The sequence below is a fragment of the Rugosimonospora acidiphila genome (assembly GCF_039543385.1).
In the GTDB taxonomy this organism is placed as follows: Bacteria; Actinomycetota; Actinomycetes; order Mycobacteriales; family Micromonosporaceae; genus Rugosimonospora; species Rugosimonospora acidiphila.
Window position 1 is genome coordinate 53,169 of the sequence record NZ_BAABJQ010000023.1, and the last position, 16,386, is coordinate 69,554.

14 protein-coding genes are annotated in these 16,386 nt (G+C 70.7%); 6 read left to right on the forward strand and 8 right to left on the reverse strand.

The window, feature by feature from the left end:
* Window positions 1–133: 133 nt before the first annotated feature.
* The 6 genes from ahcY to ABEA87_RS30460 form a co-directional block, all read right to left on the reverse strand.
* The gene (gene ahcY, locus ABEA87_RS30435) at window positions 134–1,630 is read right to left on the reverse strand and encodes an adenosylhomocysteinase (RefSeq protein ID WP_345635452.1); all 1,497 of its coding nucleotides are present in this window, start codon (window positions 1,628–1,630) and stop codon (window positions 134–136) included.
* 344 nt (window positions 1,631–1,974) lie between these two features.
* On the reverse strand, window positions 1,975–3,093 hold the full coding sequence (gene manA / locus ABEA87_RS30440; RefSeq protein WP_345635454.1) for a mannose-6-phosphate isomerase, class I: 1,119 nt from the start codon (window positions 3,091–3,093) through the stop codon (window positions 1,975–1,977).
* 2 nt (window positions 3,094–3,095) lie between these two features.
* Entirely contained in the window at window positions 3,096–4,016 is a 921-nt protein-coding gene (locus ABEA87_RS30445) for a cation diffusion facilitator family transporter (RefSeq protein ID WP_345635455.1), read from the reverse strand.
* Between the two features lie 28 nt (window positions 4,017–4,044).
* Complete coding sequence (locus ABEA87_RS30450; RefSeq protein WP_345635457.1) at window positions 4,045–5,247, reverse strand: SIS domain-containing protein; 1,203 nt, start codon at window positions 5,245–5,247, stop codon at window positions 4,045–4,047.
* Window positions 5,247–5,450, reverse strand: a complete 204-nt coding sequence (locus ABEA87_RS30455) for a Trm112 family protein (protein WP_345635459.1) — start codon at window positions 5,448–5,450, stop codon at window positions 5,247–5,249. Before ABEA87_RS30455 ends, ABEA87_RS30450 begins: the two co-directional genes overlap by 1 nt.
* Window positions 5,451–5,463: 13 nt before the next feature.
* Window positions 5,464–6,846, reverse strand: coding sequence for a phosphomannomutase/phosphoglucomutase (locus tag ABEA87_RS30460; RefSeq protein ID WP_345635461.1), 1,383 nt, complete (start codon window positions 6,844–6,846; stop codon window positions 5,464–5,466).
* Between the two features lie 301 nt (window positions 6,847–7,147).
* Between ABEA87_RS30460 and ABEA87_RS30465 the strand changes: the two genes are divergently transcribed.
* From ABEA87_RS30465 to gabT, 3 genes are all read left to right on the forward strand, one after another.
* Window positions 7,148–7,285 carry a hypothetical protein gene (locus ABEA87_RS30465; RefSeq protein WP_345635463.1) on the forward strand — a complete coding sequence of 46 codons (138 nt, stop codon included), beginning with the start codon at window positions 7,148–7,150 and terminating at the stop codon, window positions 7,283–7,285.
* 164 nt (window positions 7,286–7,449) lie between these two features.
* Window positions 7,450–8,874, forward strand: coding sequence for a gamma-aminobutyraldehyde dehydrogenase (locus tag ABEA87_RS30470; protein ID WP_345635465.1), 1,425 nt, complete (start codon window positions 7,450–7,452; stop codon window positions 8,872–8,874).
* A 10-nt stretch (window positions 8,875–8,884) separates the two neighbouring features.
* Window positions 8,885–10,141, forward strand: coding sequence for a 4-aminobutyrate--2-oxoglutarate transaminase (gene gabT / locus ABEA87_RS30475; protein ID WP_345635467.1), 1,257 nt, complete (start codon window positions 8,885–8,887; stop codon window positions 10,139–10,141).
* 135 nt (window positions 10,142–10,276) lie between these two features.
* On the opposite strand, the gene speB is transcribed toward gabT, so the two are convergent.
* Together speB and ABEA87_RS30485 are read right to left on the reverse strand one after the other, a co-directional pair.
* Entirely contained in the window at window positions 10,277–11,257 is a 981-nt protein-coding gene (speB, locus tag ABEA87_RS30480) for an agmatinase (protein WP_345635469.1), read from the reverse strand.
* The gene (locus ABEA87_RS30485; protein WP_345635470.1) at window positions 11,254–12,456 is read right to left on the reverse strand and encodes a saccharopine dehydrogenase family protein; all 1,203 of its coding nucleotides are present in this window, start codon (window positions 12,454–12,456) and stop codon (window positions 11,254–11,256) included. Before ABEA87_RS30485 ends, speB begins: the two co-directional genes overlap by 4 nt.
* A 214-nt stretch (window positions 12,457–12,670) precedes the next feature.
* On the opposite strand from ABEA87_RS30485, the gene ABEA87_RS30490 reads away from it, so the two are divergent.
* The 3 genes from ABEA87_RS30490 to ABEA87_RS30500 all read left to right on the forward strand — a co-directional run bounded on the left by ABEA87_RS30490 (window position 12,671) and on the right by ABEA87_RS30500 (window position 16,253).
* On the forward strand, window positions 12,671–14,239 hold the full coding sequence (locus tag ABEA87_RS30490; protein ID WP_345635472.1) for an APC family permease: 1,569 nt from the start codon (window positions 12,671–12,673) through the stop codon (window positions 14,237–14,239).
* A gap of 140 nt (window positions 14,240–14,379) precedes the next feature.
* Window positions 14,380–14,895, forward strand: a complete 516-nt coding sequence (locus tag ABEA87_RS30495; protein WP_425570980.1) for an Lrp/AsnC family transcriptional regulator — start codon at window positions 14,380–14,382, stop codon at window positions 14,893–14,895.
* Complete coding sequence (locus ABEA87_RS30500) at window positions 14,892–16,253, forward strand: aspartate aminotransferase family protein (RefSeq protein ID WP_345635476.1); 1,362 nt, start codon at window positions 14,892–14,894, stop codon at window positions 16,251–16,253. The genes ABEA87_RS30495 and ABEA87_RS30500 overlap by 4 nt, the downstream gene beginning before the upstream one ends.
* Window positions 16,254–16,386 lie beyond the last annotated feature (133 nt).

Here is a 16,386-nt window from a genome sequence, read left to right on the forward strand (position 1 = left end):
ACCGTGCCTCAGATGAGGCTAGCCTAAGTCAAAAACCTTAGGCAAGGCAGACCTTACTAAGGACACGTAGAGTAATGGCCCGCCTCCGGGACGGAGGCGGGCCATTGGTGCCTGCGACGCGATGAGCGGCGGCTCAGTACCGGTAGTGGTCCGGCTTGAACGGCCCCTCGGTCGGCACGCCCAGGTAGGCGGCCTGACCATCGCTGAGCGCAGTGAGCTTGACACCCAGCGCGTCCAGGTGCAGCCGGGCGACCTTTTCGTCCAGGTACTTCGGGAGCACGTAGACGCCCACCGGGTACTCCGAGGGCTTGGTGAACAGCTCGATCTGCGCAAGCACCTGGTTGGTGAACGAGTTCGACATCACGAAGGACGGGTGGCCGGTCGCGTTGCCGAGGTTGAGCAGCCGACCCTCGGACAGCACGATGATCGCGTGACCGTCCGGGAAGGTCCACTCGTCGACCTGGGGCTTGATGTTCTCCCGGCGGATCCCCGGCGTCCTGGTGAGGCCGGCCATGTCGATCTCGTTGTCGAAGTGCCCGATGTTGCCGACGATCGCCTGGTGCTTCATGTTCGACATGTGCTCGGCGGTGAGCACGTCACGGCAGCCCGTCGCGGTGACGAAGATGTCAGCGATGCCCACCACGTCCTCCACGGTGGACACCTGGTAGCCGTCCATCGCGGCCTGCAGCGCGCAGATCGGGTCGACCTCGGTCACGATGACCCGGGCGCCCTGACCCCGCAGCGACTCCGCGCAGCCCTTGCCCACGTCGCCGTACCCGCAGACCACCGCGACCTTGCCGCCGATGAGCACGTCGGTGGCCCGGTTGATGCCGTCGACCAGCGAGTGCCGGCAGCCGTACTTGTTGTCGAACTTCGACTTGGTCACCGAGTCGTTCACGTTGATCGCCGGGAAGAGCAGTTGGCCCTCCTGGCGCATCTCGTAGAGCCGGTGCACGCCGGTGGTGGTCTCCTCGGTGACGCCCTTGATGCCGGCCGCCAGGCGAGTCCACCGCTTGTTGTCCTCGGTGAGCGAGCGGCGCAGGACGTCCAGGATGACCGCGTACTCCTCGCTGTCGGTCTCGGCCGTCGCCGGCACCGCGCCCGTGCCCTCGAACTGCGCGCCCTTGTGTACCAGCAGGGTGGCGTCGCCACCGTCGTCGAGGATCATGTTCGGACCCTCGCCGTCGGGCCACAGCAGCACCTGCTCGGTGCACCACCAGTACTCCGGCAGCGTCTCGCCCTTCCAGGCGTAGACCGGAACGCCGGCCGGGGCCTCGGGCGTGCCGTTCGGCCCGACCACGATCGCCGCGGCCGCGTGGTCCTGGGTGGAGAAGATGTTGCAGCTGGCCCAGCGGACCTCCGCGCCCAGCGCCACCAGGGTCTCGATGAGCACCGCGGTCTGGATGGTCATGTGCAGCGAACCGGTGATCCGGGCGCCGCGCAGCGGCTGCGCCGCGCCGTACTCCTCGCGCATCGCCATCAGCCCGGGCATCTCATGCTCGGCGAGCTGAATCTCCTTGCGCCCGAAGGCCGCGAGTGACAGGTCGGCGACCTTGAAGTCGCCTTCCGCCACCGATCGCGCACGAGACGCCGCCGCGCTGTCAGCTGGCGTGGGAAGCGTACTGGTCATGAAAACCCCTGTCGTCGAGGCAGTGTGAAAAAGGCACAGGCCCGTCGACTGTAGCGTTTTGCCGGAGCGCGGACGGGGATTGGGTGGCCACGGGCAGCGCGCGGGGCGGTGGCCGGTGGGCGAACTTATCCGCCCATCGCTCCACCGCCCCGCGCTTCCCCCCGGTTTGGTTCCCCCGCGCGTGACTCGGACCTTCGTCGCGATAGCGCTGCGTAAGGACAGCATTACTGAGCGGAGCCAAAGCCGTCAAGCCAAACGGTAGAACTAGCCACTAATAACCGCGAATTCGGACGTTTAGCCGATAAGGGCATTCAACCGGTCAGGCGGCCGAAAAGTACCCGCGGTCAGGCGACCCCGGCCTGGAAGACATCGCCGCTGCCGGTCACCCGTACCTCCGGCTCCGACGCCGCCACGAACGCCGCCGCGCCGGCCGGCAGCGACAGCGATCCGGTACCCGTGCTGACCCCGACGGTGCCCGCGACGCACAGCAGGATCCGCGGCCCCGACGCCGGCAGCATCGTCTCGCCGTCGCGGACGCTCGCCTTGTACAGCGCGAAATCCCGGATCGGCGCGGACCAGGTGGACACCCCGTCCCGTACCGGCACCGGCCGCACTACCGGCTGCTCCAGCACCTCGAAGCGCAGCACCCGCATCAGTTCCGGCACATCGACCCGCTTCGGGGTCAGCCCGCCGCGCAGCACGTTGTCGCTGGCCGCCATGATCTCGACCCCGAACCCGCGCAGGTAACAGTGCAGGTTGCCGGCCGGCATCCAGACCGCCTCGCCGGCGGCCAGCGTAACCCGGTTGAGCAGCAGCGCGACCACCACTCCCACGTCGCCCGGGTAGCGGGCGGCCAGGTCGGTGGCGAGCGGGTGCCCGGCGGCCGCGACCGCGTCCACCAGGCCGGCTCGCTGCTGTTCCGGCCAGGACATCAACGCCCGCGTGCCGGCGCGCAGCGCCTGCTCCGGGTCGGTGCCGGCGCGCAGCGCGTCGATCACCGGCCGCAACGCGTCAACCCCCAGCGACTCCAGCTCGGCCGCGGACGCTCGCGGATCCCGGAACCCGCACAGCGCCTCGAACCCATCGTCGAGCGCGACCAGCAGCTCCGGCTTGTGGTACGGGTCGGTGTACCCGGTGCGCCCCGCCTCGTACGCCTCCCGCGCCTGCGCCGAGTTCGGATGCGCCTGCAGGGACAGCGGCTGCTCGGCGGCCAGCGCCTTGAGCAGGTACGGCAGCCGGGGGCCGAACTCCTCGACCGTCGAGGCGCCCAGCACGCCGGCCGGGTCCTTCTCCACCGCCTCGAGCAGCGAGCCGCCCGGCAGTTCCGACGGCTCGTCCGGATGCGCCCCGAGCCACAGCTCCGCCTCGGGTCCCTCGCTGGGCGTCGGTCGTCCGGTGAGGCTCGCCAACGAGGTGCGCGAACCCCAGGCGTACGCCCTGATCCGGCCGGTCAACCGCTGCACTGTCAGACCTCTCGGTAGATGTCGGGTTCGAGGTAGATCACCCGGGCGATGGGTACCGCGGTCCGGATGCGCTCCTCGGCCGCGTCGATCGCCGAGGCCACCGCCCCGGCGCTGGTCTCCCGCGCCACCGAGATCTTCGCGGCGACCAGCAGCTCCTCGGGGCCCAGGTGCAGCGTCCTCATGTGGATGACGCGCTCGACCTGGTCCGTACCCACCAGGGCGGCCTCGATCGCCGCCTCCTGCTCGGACGTCGCCGACTCCCCGATCAGCAGGCTCTTGGTCTCGGTGGCCAGGATCGCCGCCACCACGACCAGCAGCGCGCCGATGCCGAGCGTGCCCAGGCCATCCCACACGCCGTCGCCGGTGGCCAGGGTCAGCGCGACCCCGAGCAGGGCCAGCACCAGGCCGACCAGCGCGGCGGAGTCCTCCAGGAACACCACCGGCAGCTCCGGGGCGCGGGCGTGCCGGATGAACTGCCACCAGGACGCGCCGTTGCGGATCTGGTTGATCTCGTGCATCGCGGTACGGAAGGAGAAGCCCTCCATCCCGGCCGCGACCACCAGCACCGCCACCGGCAACCACTGCCAACCGGTGATCGCCTCCGGGTGCTGGACCTTGTGCACGCCCTCGTAGATGGCGAACAGTCCACCGACCGTGAACAGCACCACCGAGACGATGAACGCGTAGATGTAGCGCTCCCGCCCATACCCGAACGGGTGGCGCGGCGTCGCCTCGCGCCGGGACCGGTTGCCGCCGATCAGCAGCAGCAGTTGGTTGCACGAGTCGGCCACCGAGTGGATCGCCTCGGCCAGCATCGAGGACGATCCGCTCAGCGCGAACGCCAGGAACTTGGTCAGCGCTATGCCCAGATTGGCGCCAAGGGCCGCGACGATTGCCTTGGCCCCACCCTCACCCGTACTCACTCGGCCGACTCGTTTCGCTTGCGGTTGATCACGGTGTGAGGAAGTCCTTCATCTCGGATACGGCGGGTACCGCCATGGGATCCAGCCCGTGTGCCATGGCCAGATAGATCGATGCGAAGTCTGGTACTGCGATGAGCGATGCCAGCCGCTCCAGGGCCGAGCCGCCCTCGGCGGTGAGCACGGAGACCCGCACCCCACGCCGCTCGGCGATCTCCTGCAGCGCCTCGGCGCGGCGCTCCTCGACCTCCATCGGCTCCGGCTCGCTGCCGTCGTCCTCGGTCAGGCCGCCGTCGCGCAGCACCACGACGCGCAGCCGGGTGGCCGAGTTGTCCGCCACGTCCTCCGGGTCGGCGAAGATGTCCCGGTCCGCCTCGGCGAGCCCGCCGTACACGCCGTCGAGCAGGCCCACGCTGCCCCGCCCGGCCTCGCCCAGGGCGCCGGCCACCACCGGGTACCGGGCGTTGGAGGACAGCGTGTCGGCGAAGCGCCGGGCCGCGACCGCGGCCAGCGGCGAGGAGCCCCACACGATCGGTACCGAGTTGGCCAGGTTCAGGGCCAGCGACTTGCCGGGGTTGACGAACGACTCGGCGCTGGGCCGGCACCGCTCGGCGTCGGCGTCCAGCCGGGTGGCGGTCTCGGCCAGATCCGCCTCGTTCAGCTTGACCAGGTTCAGCGTCCGGGCGGCCAGCATCACCGGGACCGCCAGGCTCCAGATGCTGGCCCGGGCGGGTGCCCGGCGCGGGATCGGGATGAACGGCGAGCGGGCCCGTTCGGCCACCAGTTGCAGCTCCGTGTCCGGCGGGCCGATCGCGACCAGCCGGGCGCCCCGGCGGGCGGCGGCGTCGGCGGCGGCCAGAGCCTCGGGGCTTCGACCGGAGCCGGAGACCGCGATCACCACGTCCGCCGCGCCGACCCAGCCGGGCACCCCGGCGCTGCGATGCACCAGGACCGGCACCGGGCAGCGCGGTCCGGCCACCGTCGCGAGCACGTCGCCGGTGAGCGCGGCGGTACCCTGCCCGGCCACCACCACGGCGCGCGGGCGGCCCTCCTCAGCGAGGGTGGTCAGGTTGGCCTCGGCGGCCAGCGCCGCGGACTCGCGCACCTGGGCGCCGGCCGAAGCGGTGGCGCGCAGCATGCCGCCCGGGTCGGCGGCGGCCAGGGCGGCGGGGTCGTCGAGCAGCGCCTCGTCGACGTGCCGGTGCCCGCGGACCCCGGCGGTACCGTCGATCATCAGCGCTCCCCGGTGGCGGGGCCGGCCGTGGCCGGTCCGCCGGTGGCCTCGTCGAGCAGCAACACCGGGATGCCGTCCCGGATGGGGAACACCCTCCCGCACTCGGTGCAGGTCAGCGTCTGCGCGTCCTCGTCGTAGCGCAGCGGTGCGTGGTGGGTGTCCGGGCAGGCCAGGATGTCCAGCAGTTGGGGATCTAGCGCCATGCGAACTCCTCGGTCAGGCTCTGACTACCGTGAGCACCTGGTCCCGCAGCTGCGCCATCCGCTCGGCGGTCGGCGCCTCCACGTTAAGGCGCAGCAGCGGCTCGGTGTTGGACGGGCGCAGGTTGATCCAGGCCCCGTCGGAGAAGCGTACGGTCAAACCGTCGAGGTGGTCGACCTCGCCGCCCGCGCCGAACCGCTGCTCGACGTCGGTGAGCCGGGCCTGCTGGTCGGGCACCGTGGAGTTGATCTCGCCGGACGCCACGTACCGCTCGTACCTGCCGGCCAGCTCGGACAGCGGCAGGTCCTGCCCGCCCAGGGCGGCCAGCACGTGCATCGCGGCCAGCATGCCGGTGTCCGCGCCCCAGAAGTCCTTGAAGTAGTAGTGCGCGGAGTGCTCGCCGCCGAAGATGGCACCGGTGCGGGCCATCTCGCCCTTGATGAAGGAGTGCCCGACCCGGCTGCGCAGCGGCTTCCCGCCCTGCTCGATCACGATCTCGGGTACCGCGCTGGACGTGATCAGGTTGTGGATGACCGTGCCGCCCGGGTGCTTGCCCAGCTCACGGGTTGCCACCAGGGCGGTGATCGCGCTCGGCGACACCGGGTCGCCGTGCTCGTCCACCACGAAGCAGCGGTCGGCGTCGCCGTCGAAGGCCAACCCGAGGTCGGCACCGTGCTCGCGGACCGCCGCCTGCAGATCGACCAGGTTCTTGGGCTCCAGCGGGTTCGCCTCGTGGTTGGGGAAGGTGCCGTCCAGTTCGAAGTACAGCGGGGTGATGCTCAGCGGCAGCGGGTCGAGCGCGGCCGGGCCGAGCACCGCCGGCACTGTGTATCCCGCCATCCCGTTGCCGGCGTCCACCACGACCGACAGCGGCCGGATGCCCGACAGGTCGACCAGGGTGCGCAGGTGCGCCGCGTAGTCGGCGAGCAGGTTGCGGGGCTTGATCTCGCCCCGGCCGGAACCGGCGTCGGCGGCGCCGTCCAGGATCGCCTGCGCCTCGTCCCGGATGTCGTCCAGGCCGCTGCCCAGCCCGATCGGCAACGCGCCGGCCCGGCAGAGTTTGATGCCGTTGTACTGGGCCGGGTTGTGGCTGGCGGTGAACATCGCGCCGGGCAGGTCGAGCAGGCCGGCCGCGAAGTAGAGCATGTCGGTGGAGCCCAGGCCGGCCAGGGTCACATCCGCACCGGCGGCCGTGGCCCCCTCGGCGAACGCCTGCGCGAGGTCGGGCGAGGACGGGCGCATGTCGTGCGCGACCACGATCGCCGGCACCGGCGCCTCCCGGCCGAGCACCCGGACAAATGCCGCGCCGAAGGCCCTGGCGACCTGCGGCCCCAGCTGATCGGGCACGGTCCCCCTGACGTCGTAGGCCTTGACGAAACGGGCCAGCTCAACGGTCACCCTGATCGTTCTCCTCGGACTCGACGCGAGGGGTCGGACGCCTGCCGAGCCTACCGGCCGCCCGCCGCCGTCCGACCCTTGCCCTCCGAACCGGGTCGGATCGACGATGGTCTCATGAACCCACGCATGCTGCACCACGAACGGCTGGCCTGGGACGGGGCGAGGGCGTTCGTGACGCTGACCGAGTCCGACCGCGACTACCACTGGCTGGACGCCCGGCTGCGCGTCCTGCTCGGCGCCGAGGCCGAGCCGATCCTCGCGGAGAGCCGGGCCCGGCTGGATCGGCGGCGCCTCGACGCCCGTGCCGTCGAGGCCGGGGCTGTGGCGGGCCCGGCTCCACGACCTGCTCGCCGCGCGCCCGGAACTGCGCCCGGCACTGGTGTCCCTGATCGACGACGCCCGGAGCCGGGCGGCCGAGCCGGTCGCGGCGGCCGGCTGAGCCACCCGCCGCCCGGCGCCCGCGCCCGGCTCCCATCCCGGGGCGAGCACGCGGCGCCGGCGAGTCGCGCGCCTAGGTATCCACGGAACCCGTCGCCGGCAACCTTGCCCGCCACCGAATCGGTGGCGAAGATGGGGACCGACCACCGACTCGGGAGGCATGCGATGGATCTTCGCAACTTCATCGGAGGCGAATACACCGATCCGGCCGACGGTAAGCGGGCCGACCTCATCGATCCCACCACCGGCGAGGCGTTCGCCACCGCCCCCATCTCCACCGGTGAGGACGTGGACCGGGCGATGCGGGCCGCGGCCGGCGCCTTCGAGACCTGGCGCGACGCCACGCCCGGCGAGCGCCAGCGCGCGCTGCTCAAGTTCGCCGACGCGGTGGAGGCCCGGGCCGACGAGCTGATCGACGCCGAGGTGCGCAACACCGGCAAGCCACGCGGCCTGACCGCCAGCGAGGAACTGCCCCCGGCCATCGACCAGATCCGGTTCTTCGCGGGCGCCGCCCGCGTGCTCGAGGGGCGCTCGGCCGGGGAGTACCTGGCCGGTCACACCTCCTACGTGCGACGCGAGCCGATCGGCGTGTGCGGCCAGGTGACCCCCTGGAACTACCCGCTGATGATGGCCGTGTGGAAGCTGGCCCCGGCCCTGGCCGCCGGCAACACGGTCGTGCTCAAACCCAGCGACACCACCCCGGTCACCACCCTGATGCTCGCCGAGATCGCCGCCGAGTTCCTGCCGCCGGGCGCGCTCAACGTGGTGTGCGGGGACCGGGACACCGGACGGGCGCTGGTCGGCCACCCCACCCCCGCGCTGGTGTCCATCACCGGGTCGACCCGGGCCGGCCGGGAGGTGGCGGCCACCGCCGCGCCGGACCTCAAACGCACCCATCTGGAGTTGGGCGGCAAGGCCCCGGTGGTGGTCTTCGACGACGCCGACGTGGCCGCGGCGGCCGAGGCGATCGCCGTCGCAGGGTACTTCAACGCCGGTCAGGACTGCACCGCCGCGACCCGGGTACTGGCCGGGCCCCGGGTACACGACGAGTTCGTGGCCGCCCTGACGGATCAGGCCAGATCCACGAGGACCGGTGCGCCGGACGATCCGGACGTGCTGTACGGGCCGCTCAACAACGCCGCGCAGTTGGAGCGGGTGTCCGGCTTCGTGGACCGGCTCCCGGATCACGCCTCGCTGCGCACCGGTGGGGCCCGGGTCGGGCAGCGCGGATACTTCTACGCCCCCACGGTGGTCTCCGACCTGCGCCAGGACGACGAGATCAGCCAGGGCGAGGTGTTCGGCCCGGTCATCACCGTGCAGCGCTTCACCGACGAGGACGAGGCGGTGCGCTGGGCCAACGGCGTGGAGTACGGGCTGTCCTCCTCGGTCTGGACCGCCGACCACGGCCGGGCAATGCGGGTGTCCCGCCGGCTGGACTTCGGCTGCGTGTGGGTGAACTGCCACATCCCGCTGGTGGCCGAGATGCCGCACGGAGGCTTCAAGCACTCCGGATACGGCAAGGATCTGTCCCTGTACGGCCTGGAGGACTACACCCGGATCAAGCACGTGATGCACAACCTCGGATTGTGAGGTGAGTGCCATGTCATCGTCGGACGTGCACAAGCGCCGCACCGCCGCGGTCGCGCGCGGGATCAGCTCGGTCATCTCTTCCTATGTGGACAGCGCGGCGGGCGGCACGCTGACCGATGTGGACGGTCGCGAGTGGATCGACTTCGCGTCCGGGATCGCGGTCACCAGCGTCGGCAACTGTGCGCCCCGGGTGGTGGCCGCCGTTCGGGATCAGGCGGAGCGCTTCACCCACACCTGCTTCATGGTGGCGCCGTACGAGTCGTACGTGGCGGTGTGCGAGCTGCTGAACTCGCTGACCCCCGGTACCTTCGACAAGCGCTCGGCGCTGTTCAACTCCGGCGCCGAGGCGGTCGAGAACGCGGTGAAGATCGCGCGCCACTACACCGGCCGGCCCGCGATAGTGGTGTTCGACCACGCGTACCACGGCCGGACCAACCTCACCATGGCGCTGACCGCGAAGAACATGCCGTACAAGCACCGGTTCGGTCCCTTCGCGCCGGAGGTGTACCGGGCACCCCTGTCCTATCCGCTGCGCGACGGGCGCTCCGGCGCCGAGGCCGCGGCCCGGGCCATCGACGTCATCGACGCACAGGTCGGCGGCGCCAACGTGGCGGCTGTGCTGATCGAACCGATCCAGGGCGAGGGTGGCTTCATTGTTCCGGCGCCGGGCTTCCTGCCCGCCCTGTCGGCGTGGGCCCGGGACAACGGGGCGGTGTTCATCGCCGACGAGATCCAGACCGGCTTCTGCCGCACCGGCTCGTGGTTCGCCGCGAGCCACGAGGGCCTCGAACCGGACCTGGTGACCACGGGCAAGGGCATCGCCGGCGGATTGCCGCTGGCCGGCGTCACCGGCCGCGCGGAGATCATGGACGCGGTGCACCCCGGCGGGCTGGGCGGCACGTACGGCGGGAACCCGATCGCCTGCGCCGCCGCCCTGGCCGCCATCGAGACGATGCGCGAGCTGGACCTGGCGTCGGCGGCGCGGGCCATCGAGGCCCGGATGCTGCCCCGGCTGCGGGAGTTCCCGGTCGGGCAGGCGCGGGGCAGGGGCGCCATGCTGGCGGTGGAGCTGGTGCACCCGGCCTGCCTGGATCCCGACCCCGCCCGGACGGCGGCGGTGTCCCGGGCCTGCCACGACGCCGGGTTACTCACGCTGACCTGCGGCACGTACGGCAACGTGCTGCGCTTCCTGCCGCCGCTGGTCAGCCCGCCCGAGACCATCGACCGTGGCCTGGACATCCTCCAGGCGGCCTTCGCGGCGTCCTGACACGGCGACCCGAGACGCTGGCCCGAGACGAGGGCCCGAGACGAGGGCCCCAGACGCCGACCCGAGACGCCGGCCGGGGATGCCGGCCGCCTTCCCGCCGGTGGGCACCGGCGGCGGGCCGTCCGGCGCGACCGGTCAGCGCCCGGCGAGCAGGGGCTGCCGGGGGTCCCACGGATCGCCGCGCCGGCGGCGCGCGATCGCCGACAGCGCCTCCAGGACCACCCGGTTGCCCAGGTAGGCGGTGATCTCGGCGTGGTCGTACGGCGGCGACACCTCGACCACGTCCAATCCCGCGACGGGCAACTCGAGGCAGCACCGGCGCACGGCGTCCAGCAGTTGCCGCGCGGTCAGCCCGCCCGGCTCGGGCGTCCCGGTGCCCGGCGCCATCCCGGGATCGACCACGTCCACGTCCACCGACAGGAACACCGCGTCGCAGCCGTCGGTCGCGATGGCGAACGCTTCGGACAGGCATTCGTCCAGCCCCCTCGCCACGATCTCGCTCATTTCGTATGAGCGCATGCCGTGCTGCGCCATCCAGTCCAAAATGGACGGACCGGGCCAGTACCCGCGCAGCCCGATCTGCAGGAACCGGTCCCCCCGTACCGCCCCCGACTCGATCAACCGGCGCATCGGCTGCCCGTGCCCGTACAGCGAGCCGAACTCGATCTCGCCGGTGTCGGCGTGCGCGTCGAAATGCACCACGGATACCGACTCGTGCGCCCGGGACACCCCCGTCACGTCCGGCAGCGCGATGCTGTGGTCCCCGCCCAGCACCACCGGGATGGCGCCGCTGGCCGCGACCGTGTGCACGGCGCGCTCCAGGCTGGACAGCGAGCGCTCGACGTCGCCGCCGAACATCTCGACGTCACCGGCGTCGAACACTCTCAGGTCGCGCAGGCCGTCGACGCGCAGCGCGAGCGACGGCCGGGAGCCGTCCTGCGGCAGGTAGCACGCCTGCCGCATGGCCATCGGGCCGAAGCGGGTTCCGGGGCGGTGTGAGGTGCCGCCGTCGAACGGCGCACCGAGGATGACGGCATCGGCATCCGGGAGATTGTCGAGGTCGCACCGCCGGACGCCGAGGAACGTGAGGTCCGGTCCGTACATCGCGATCGTCATCTATTAGTGATACCCCAGGGGGTGCCGTACTCCACAAGCTTGTCCAGGAACGGCTGTGGATCGAACGCCTCCGGACCGAGCACGCCGGAGCCCCGCCAGGCGCCCTCGGCGAGCAGTTCCAGGGCGATGACCGGGTTGACCGCGGTCTGCCAGACCACCGCCTGGTGCCCGTACTCCCGCATCGACCAGGCGTTGTCCACGACGTGGTAGAGATACGACTCGCGGGCGGCCCCGTCTTTTCCGGCACCGCGCACCCAGGTACCCGCGCAGGTCTTGCCGTACATCCGGTCGCCCAGTGTCGCCGGGTCGGGCAGGCAGGCCGCCACCACGTCCCGCGGAGCCACCTCCACGCCGCCCGCCCGCACCGGGCGGGTGCCGTCCAGCCCCAGCTTGTGCAGCGTCCTGAGCACGTCGATGAACTCCCTGCCGAGGCCGTACTTGAAGGTGACCCGGCCGCTGTTGACCCAGCGCGGAATGAGCACCACCTCCTCGTGCTCGACGTTCACGCACTCGACGCGGCCTATCCCGTCCGGAAACTCGAACACCTCCGGCTCCGAGAACGGCTCGGTGGTGTACCAGCCGCGGTCGTGTTCGTAGATCACCGGCGGGTTGAGGCACTCCTCGATCGTGGTCCAGATGGAGAAGGACGGGGCGAAGTCGTACCCGTCCACGACCAGGTTCGCGCCGTCCCGCACCCCGATCTCGTCGATCCGGCCGAACAGCCGGTCCGCGGCGTACCGGGCGAAGACGTCGGACAGCCCGGGCTCGACGCCGATGCCGACCAGCGCCAGTCGGTTCGCACCCACCCAGCGGTCGGCCGCCGCGAACTGCTCGTCGCCCAACTTCACGCCGACCCGCCGGTACGGCTCGGTGGGGTGCGGCCGGGACAGCGACATCGCCAGGTCCAGATAGTGCGCGCCGGCGGCGAACGCACCCTCGAAGATCGGCATGACGAAGCGCGGGTCGACGGCGTTGAGCACGTGCGTGACGCGGTGCTCGCGACACGCGGCGGCCACCGCGCCCGGGGTGGAGGCGTCCAGACCCACCGCGGAGAACCGGGCGTCCCCGACCGCTGCGGCACGCGCGGCTCGCCCGGGGTCGTAGTCGGCGACCACCACCTGTTCGAAGAAGTCGCGGCGGGCGGCGATGGCGACCGCGGCGGAGCCGACGCCACCGGCGCCAAGAAGGAGAACGCGCATCGGTTCCATGGCCTCCCGGCAGATGGCGACAAACGCCGCATCCAACCACGTAGCTGCGTGGTTCGTCAGGGGCAATCTGACTGAAACAGTGTTCCCGCCAGGTTACTGCGACGGAAACCCTTGTCAAGGCCGCAGAAACCTGCGATAAACGCAGCAACGATCCGTCGCGTCATTGATCCGCTATCCATCGCTCATCACCCCGAGGATGGCACCCATGACCACGACCGCACCCCCAGCACCCCCTGCGGAACACGACCCCTCGTTGGCCCGCAAGGGCCTCAAGCTCGGCGCGATCGGTCTCATCTCCAGCATCGTCATCGCGATCGCGTCCACCGCGCCCGCCTACAGCCTCACCTCGGCCCTCGGCAGCGTCGTCGGTGAGGTCGGCACCAAGGCGCCCGTCGCCATGCTCATCGCCTTCGTCCCGATGCTGTTCATCTCCTACGCCTACAAGGCGCTCAACAACGTGGACCCGGACTGCGGCACCAGCTTCACGTGGGTGGCCCGGGCGTTCGGCCGGCGCACCGGCTGGATCACCGGCTGGGTCATCGTCATCGCCGACATCATCGTGATGGCCAACCTCGCCGAAATCGCCGGTAGCTATACGTTCCAGCTGTTCGGCGCGTACGGGCTGGCCGACAGCACCGGCTGGACGACCCTCGCCGGATGCCTGTGGATCCTGCTGATGACGCTGATCGCCTGGATCGGCATCGAGCTGTCCGCCCGCACCCAGGTGGTCCTGCTCAGCCTCGAGCTGCTGATCCTGGCCATCTTCGCGGTGACCGCGCTGGCCAAGGTGTACTCCGGGCACGCCGGCACGCTGGCGATCCACCCGTCGCTGTCGTGGTTCAACCCGTTCGGGGGCGGGATGAGCTTCAGCACCCTGTCGGCCGGCTTCCTCGCCGCCGTCTTCATCTACTGGGGTTGGGACTCGGCCGTGGCCGCGAACGAGGAGACCACCCACTCCCACATCACTCCCGGCCGGGCCGCCGTCATCTCGACGGTGGTCCTGCTCGTCACCTACGTGCTGGTGACCGTCGCCGCGCAGTCGTACGCCGGGGTCGGCTCCACCGGGATCGGGTTGACCAGCGACGCGGCCGGCACCGACGCGCTGTCCGGCATCGGGCAGGCGGCATTGGGCACCTTCGGCTTCAAGCTGCTGGTGCTGGCGATCCTGTCCTCGTCGGCGGCCTCCGCGCAGACCACCATCCTGCCGACCGCCCGGACCACGCTGTCCATGGCGGCGTACAAGGCCCTGCCCAAGGTGTTCGGCGACGTGCACCGCAGGTTCCAGACTCCCACCGTGTCGACCTGGGCGATGGGTCTGCTGTCCATCGCCTTCTACGCGGTGATGGTCTACGTCAAGGACGGTGGCCTGCTCAACGACATGATTCTCGCGCTGGGCCTGCAGATCGCCTTCTACTACGGGCTGACCGGCTTCGCCTCGGCGTGGTATTTCCGCAGAGAACTGACGACCAACGCCCGGAGCCTGTGGCTCAAGGGCATCCTGCCGGTGGTCGGCGGCGTCGTACTGTTCGCCTCGTTCTTCTACAGCGCGTACCAGTTCTGGACGCCGTCCACCGACGACGGCGACGTCCAGTGGCTGGGCGTGGGTGGCAAGTTCTGGCTGGGCATCGGCGCCATGGTCCTCGGCGTCCCGATCATGATCGTTTGGAACCTGTTCAACGCCGCCTACTTCAAGGGCGGCACCATGGTCGGCCCCGACCGACTGGTCAGCAAGGCCGAGCCGGCGGCGCCGGCCTCGGCGACCGCGCCAGCCTGAGGGGCGGTGGACCGGGCCCGATGACGCGCTCCCCCGTACGCGTCGTCGGGCCCCCGGTCCGCACGCGGGGAACGGGACCACCACGCCAGTCATCGATACAGATACATATTCGGAATCAGTGTCGTACCGCGCTCGATTCAATGGAATCAATTGCCTATGAGGGGGATCTGGGCAAGAATCCTGACGTGACCGAGCCTGCCCCCACACCTGCCCTACTCGACGACGTAAACAAACGGATCATCGATCAACTCCAACAAGACGGCCGGATGTCCTACGCGGCGCTGGCCAAGGTGGTCGGCCTGTCGGAGGCCGCGGTGCGGCAACGGGTGCAGCGGATGCTCGACAGCGAGGTCATGCAGATCGTCGCGGTGACCGATCCGCTCACCCTGGGCTTCACCCGCCAGGTGATGATCGGCCTCAAGGTGACGGGCGACCTGCACAAGGTGGCCGCCGACCTGGCCGCCGTCCCGGAGGTGGACTACGTGGTGATCTGCGCCGGCCACTACGACCTGCTCGCCGAGTTGGTGTGCACCGACGACGAGCACCTGCTCCGGCTGCTGAACGACCAGATCCGGACGATCACGGGGGTGACCAGCACGGAGACGTTTGTCTACCTGAAGCTCGCCAAACAGACCTACGCATGGGGTACCCGATGAGCGACCTCTCCGAATCCGCCCGCGACCGCCTCTGGATGCACTTCACCCGCCTCTCCAGCTATGCCGAGACCCCGGTGCCGATGATCGTTCGCGGCGACGGTGCCTATATCTATGACAGCGATGGCAAGCGGTACCTCGACGGGCTCGCCGGACTGTTCGTCGTGCAGGCCGGGCACGGCCGGCAGGAACTCGCCGACGCCGCCGCCAAGCAGGCGGCCGAACTGGCCTTCTTCCCCCTCTGGTCGTACGCGCACCCGAAGGCCGTCGAGCTCGCCGAGCGCCTGGCCGCGCTCACGCCCGGCGATCTCAACCGGGTGTTCTTCACGACCGGGGGCTCGGAGGCGGTCGAGTCGGCCTGGAAGCTGGCCCGGTCCTACTTCAAGCGCACCGGCAGGCCGGGCAAGTACAAGGCGCTCTCCCGGCACGTCGCCTATCACGGCAGTTCGATGGGCGCGCTGTCCATCACCGGGCTGCCCGCCATCAAGCGGGACTTCGAACCGCTGGTCCCGTCGACCGTTCGGGTGCCCAACACCAACTATTACCGCCGGCCGCCCGGCGCCGGGGACACCCCGGAGGAGTTCGGCGCGTGGGCCGCCGACCGGATCGCCGAGGCGCTCGAGTTCGAGGGCCCGGACACCGTGGCCTGCGTGTTCCTGGAGCCGGTGCAGAACTCCGGCGGCTGCTTCCCGCCGCCGCCCGGGTACTTCCAGCGGGTACGGGAGATCTGCGACAGGTACGACGTGCTGCTGGTGTCGGACGAGGTGATCTGCGCGTTCGGCCGGCTCGGCGAGTACTTCGGCTCGCTGCGGTACGGGTACCAGCCCGACATCATCACCTGCGCGAAGGGCATCACCAGCGGGTACGTGCCGCTGGGCGCGATGATCGCCAGCGACCGGCTGGCGGAGCCGTTCCTGACCGGCAAGAACTGGTTCGCGCACGGGGTGACCTTCGGCGGCCACCCGGTCGCCTCCGCGGTCGCGCTGGCCAACCTGGACATCTTCGCCAGGGAGGACCTGACCGGCCACGTGCGGGCCAACTCGGCGACGTTCCGGTCCTACCTGGAGCGGCTCACCGACCTGCCAATCGTCGGCGACGTGCGCGGCGACGGGTACTTCTACGGCATCGAGCTGGTCAAGGACAAGGCGACCAGGCAGACCTTCGACGAGGCGGAGTCCGAGCGACTGCTGCGCGGGTTCCTGTCCAGGGCACTGTTCGACGCCGGCCTCTACTGCCGGGCCGACGATCGCGGCGACCCAGTGGTGCAGCTCGCTCCGCCGCTCATCTGCGACGAGACGCACTTCGCCGAGATGGAGCAGATCCTCCGCGAGGTGCTGACCCGGGCGTGGCAGATGATCTAGGAAGGCGCCACGCCAGGCCGCCGGGCCCGTCACGGCTCGCGGATCTTGGAGATGCCGATCTTGGGCAGCCTGATCTTGGGCATGCCGATCCTGGGTACCGACCCCCGACCCCCGACCGCGGCACCGTGCCGCA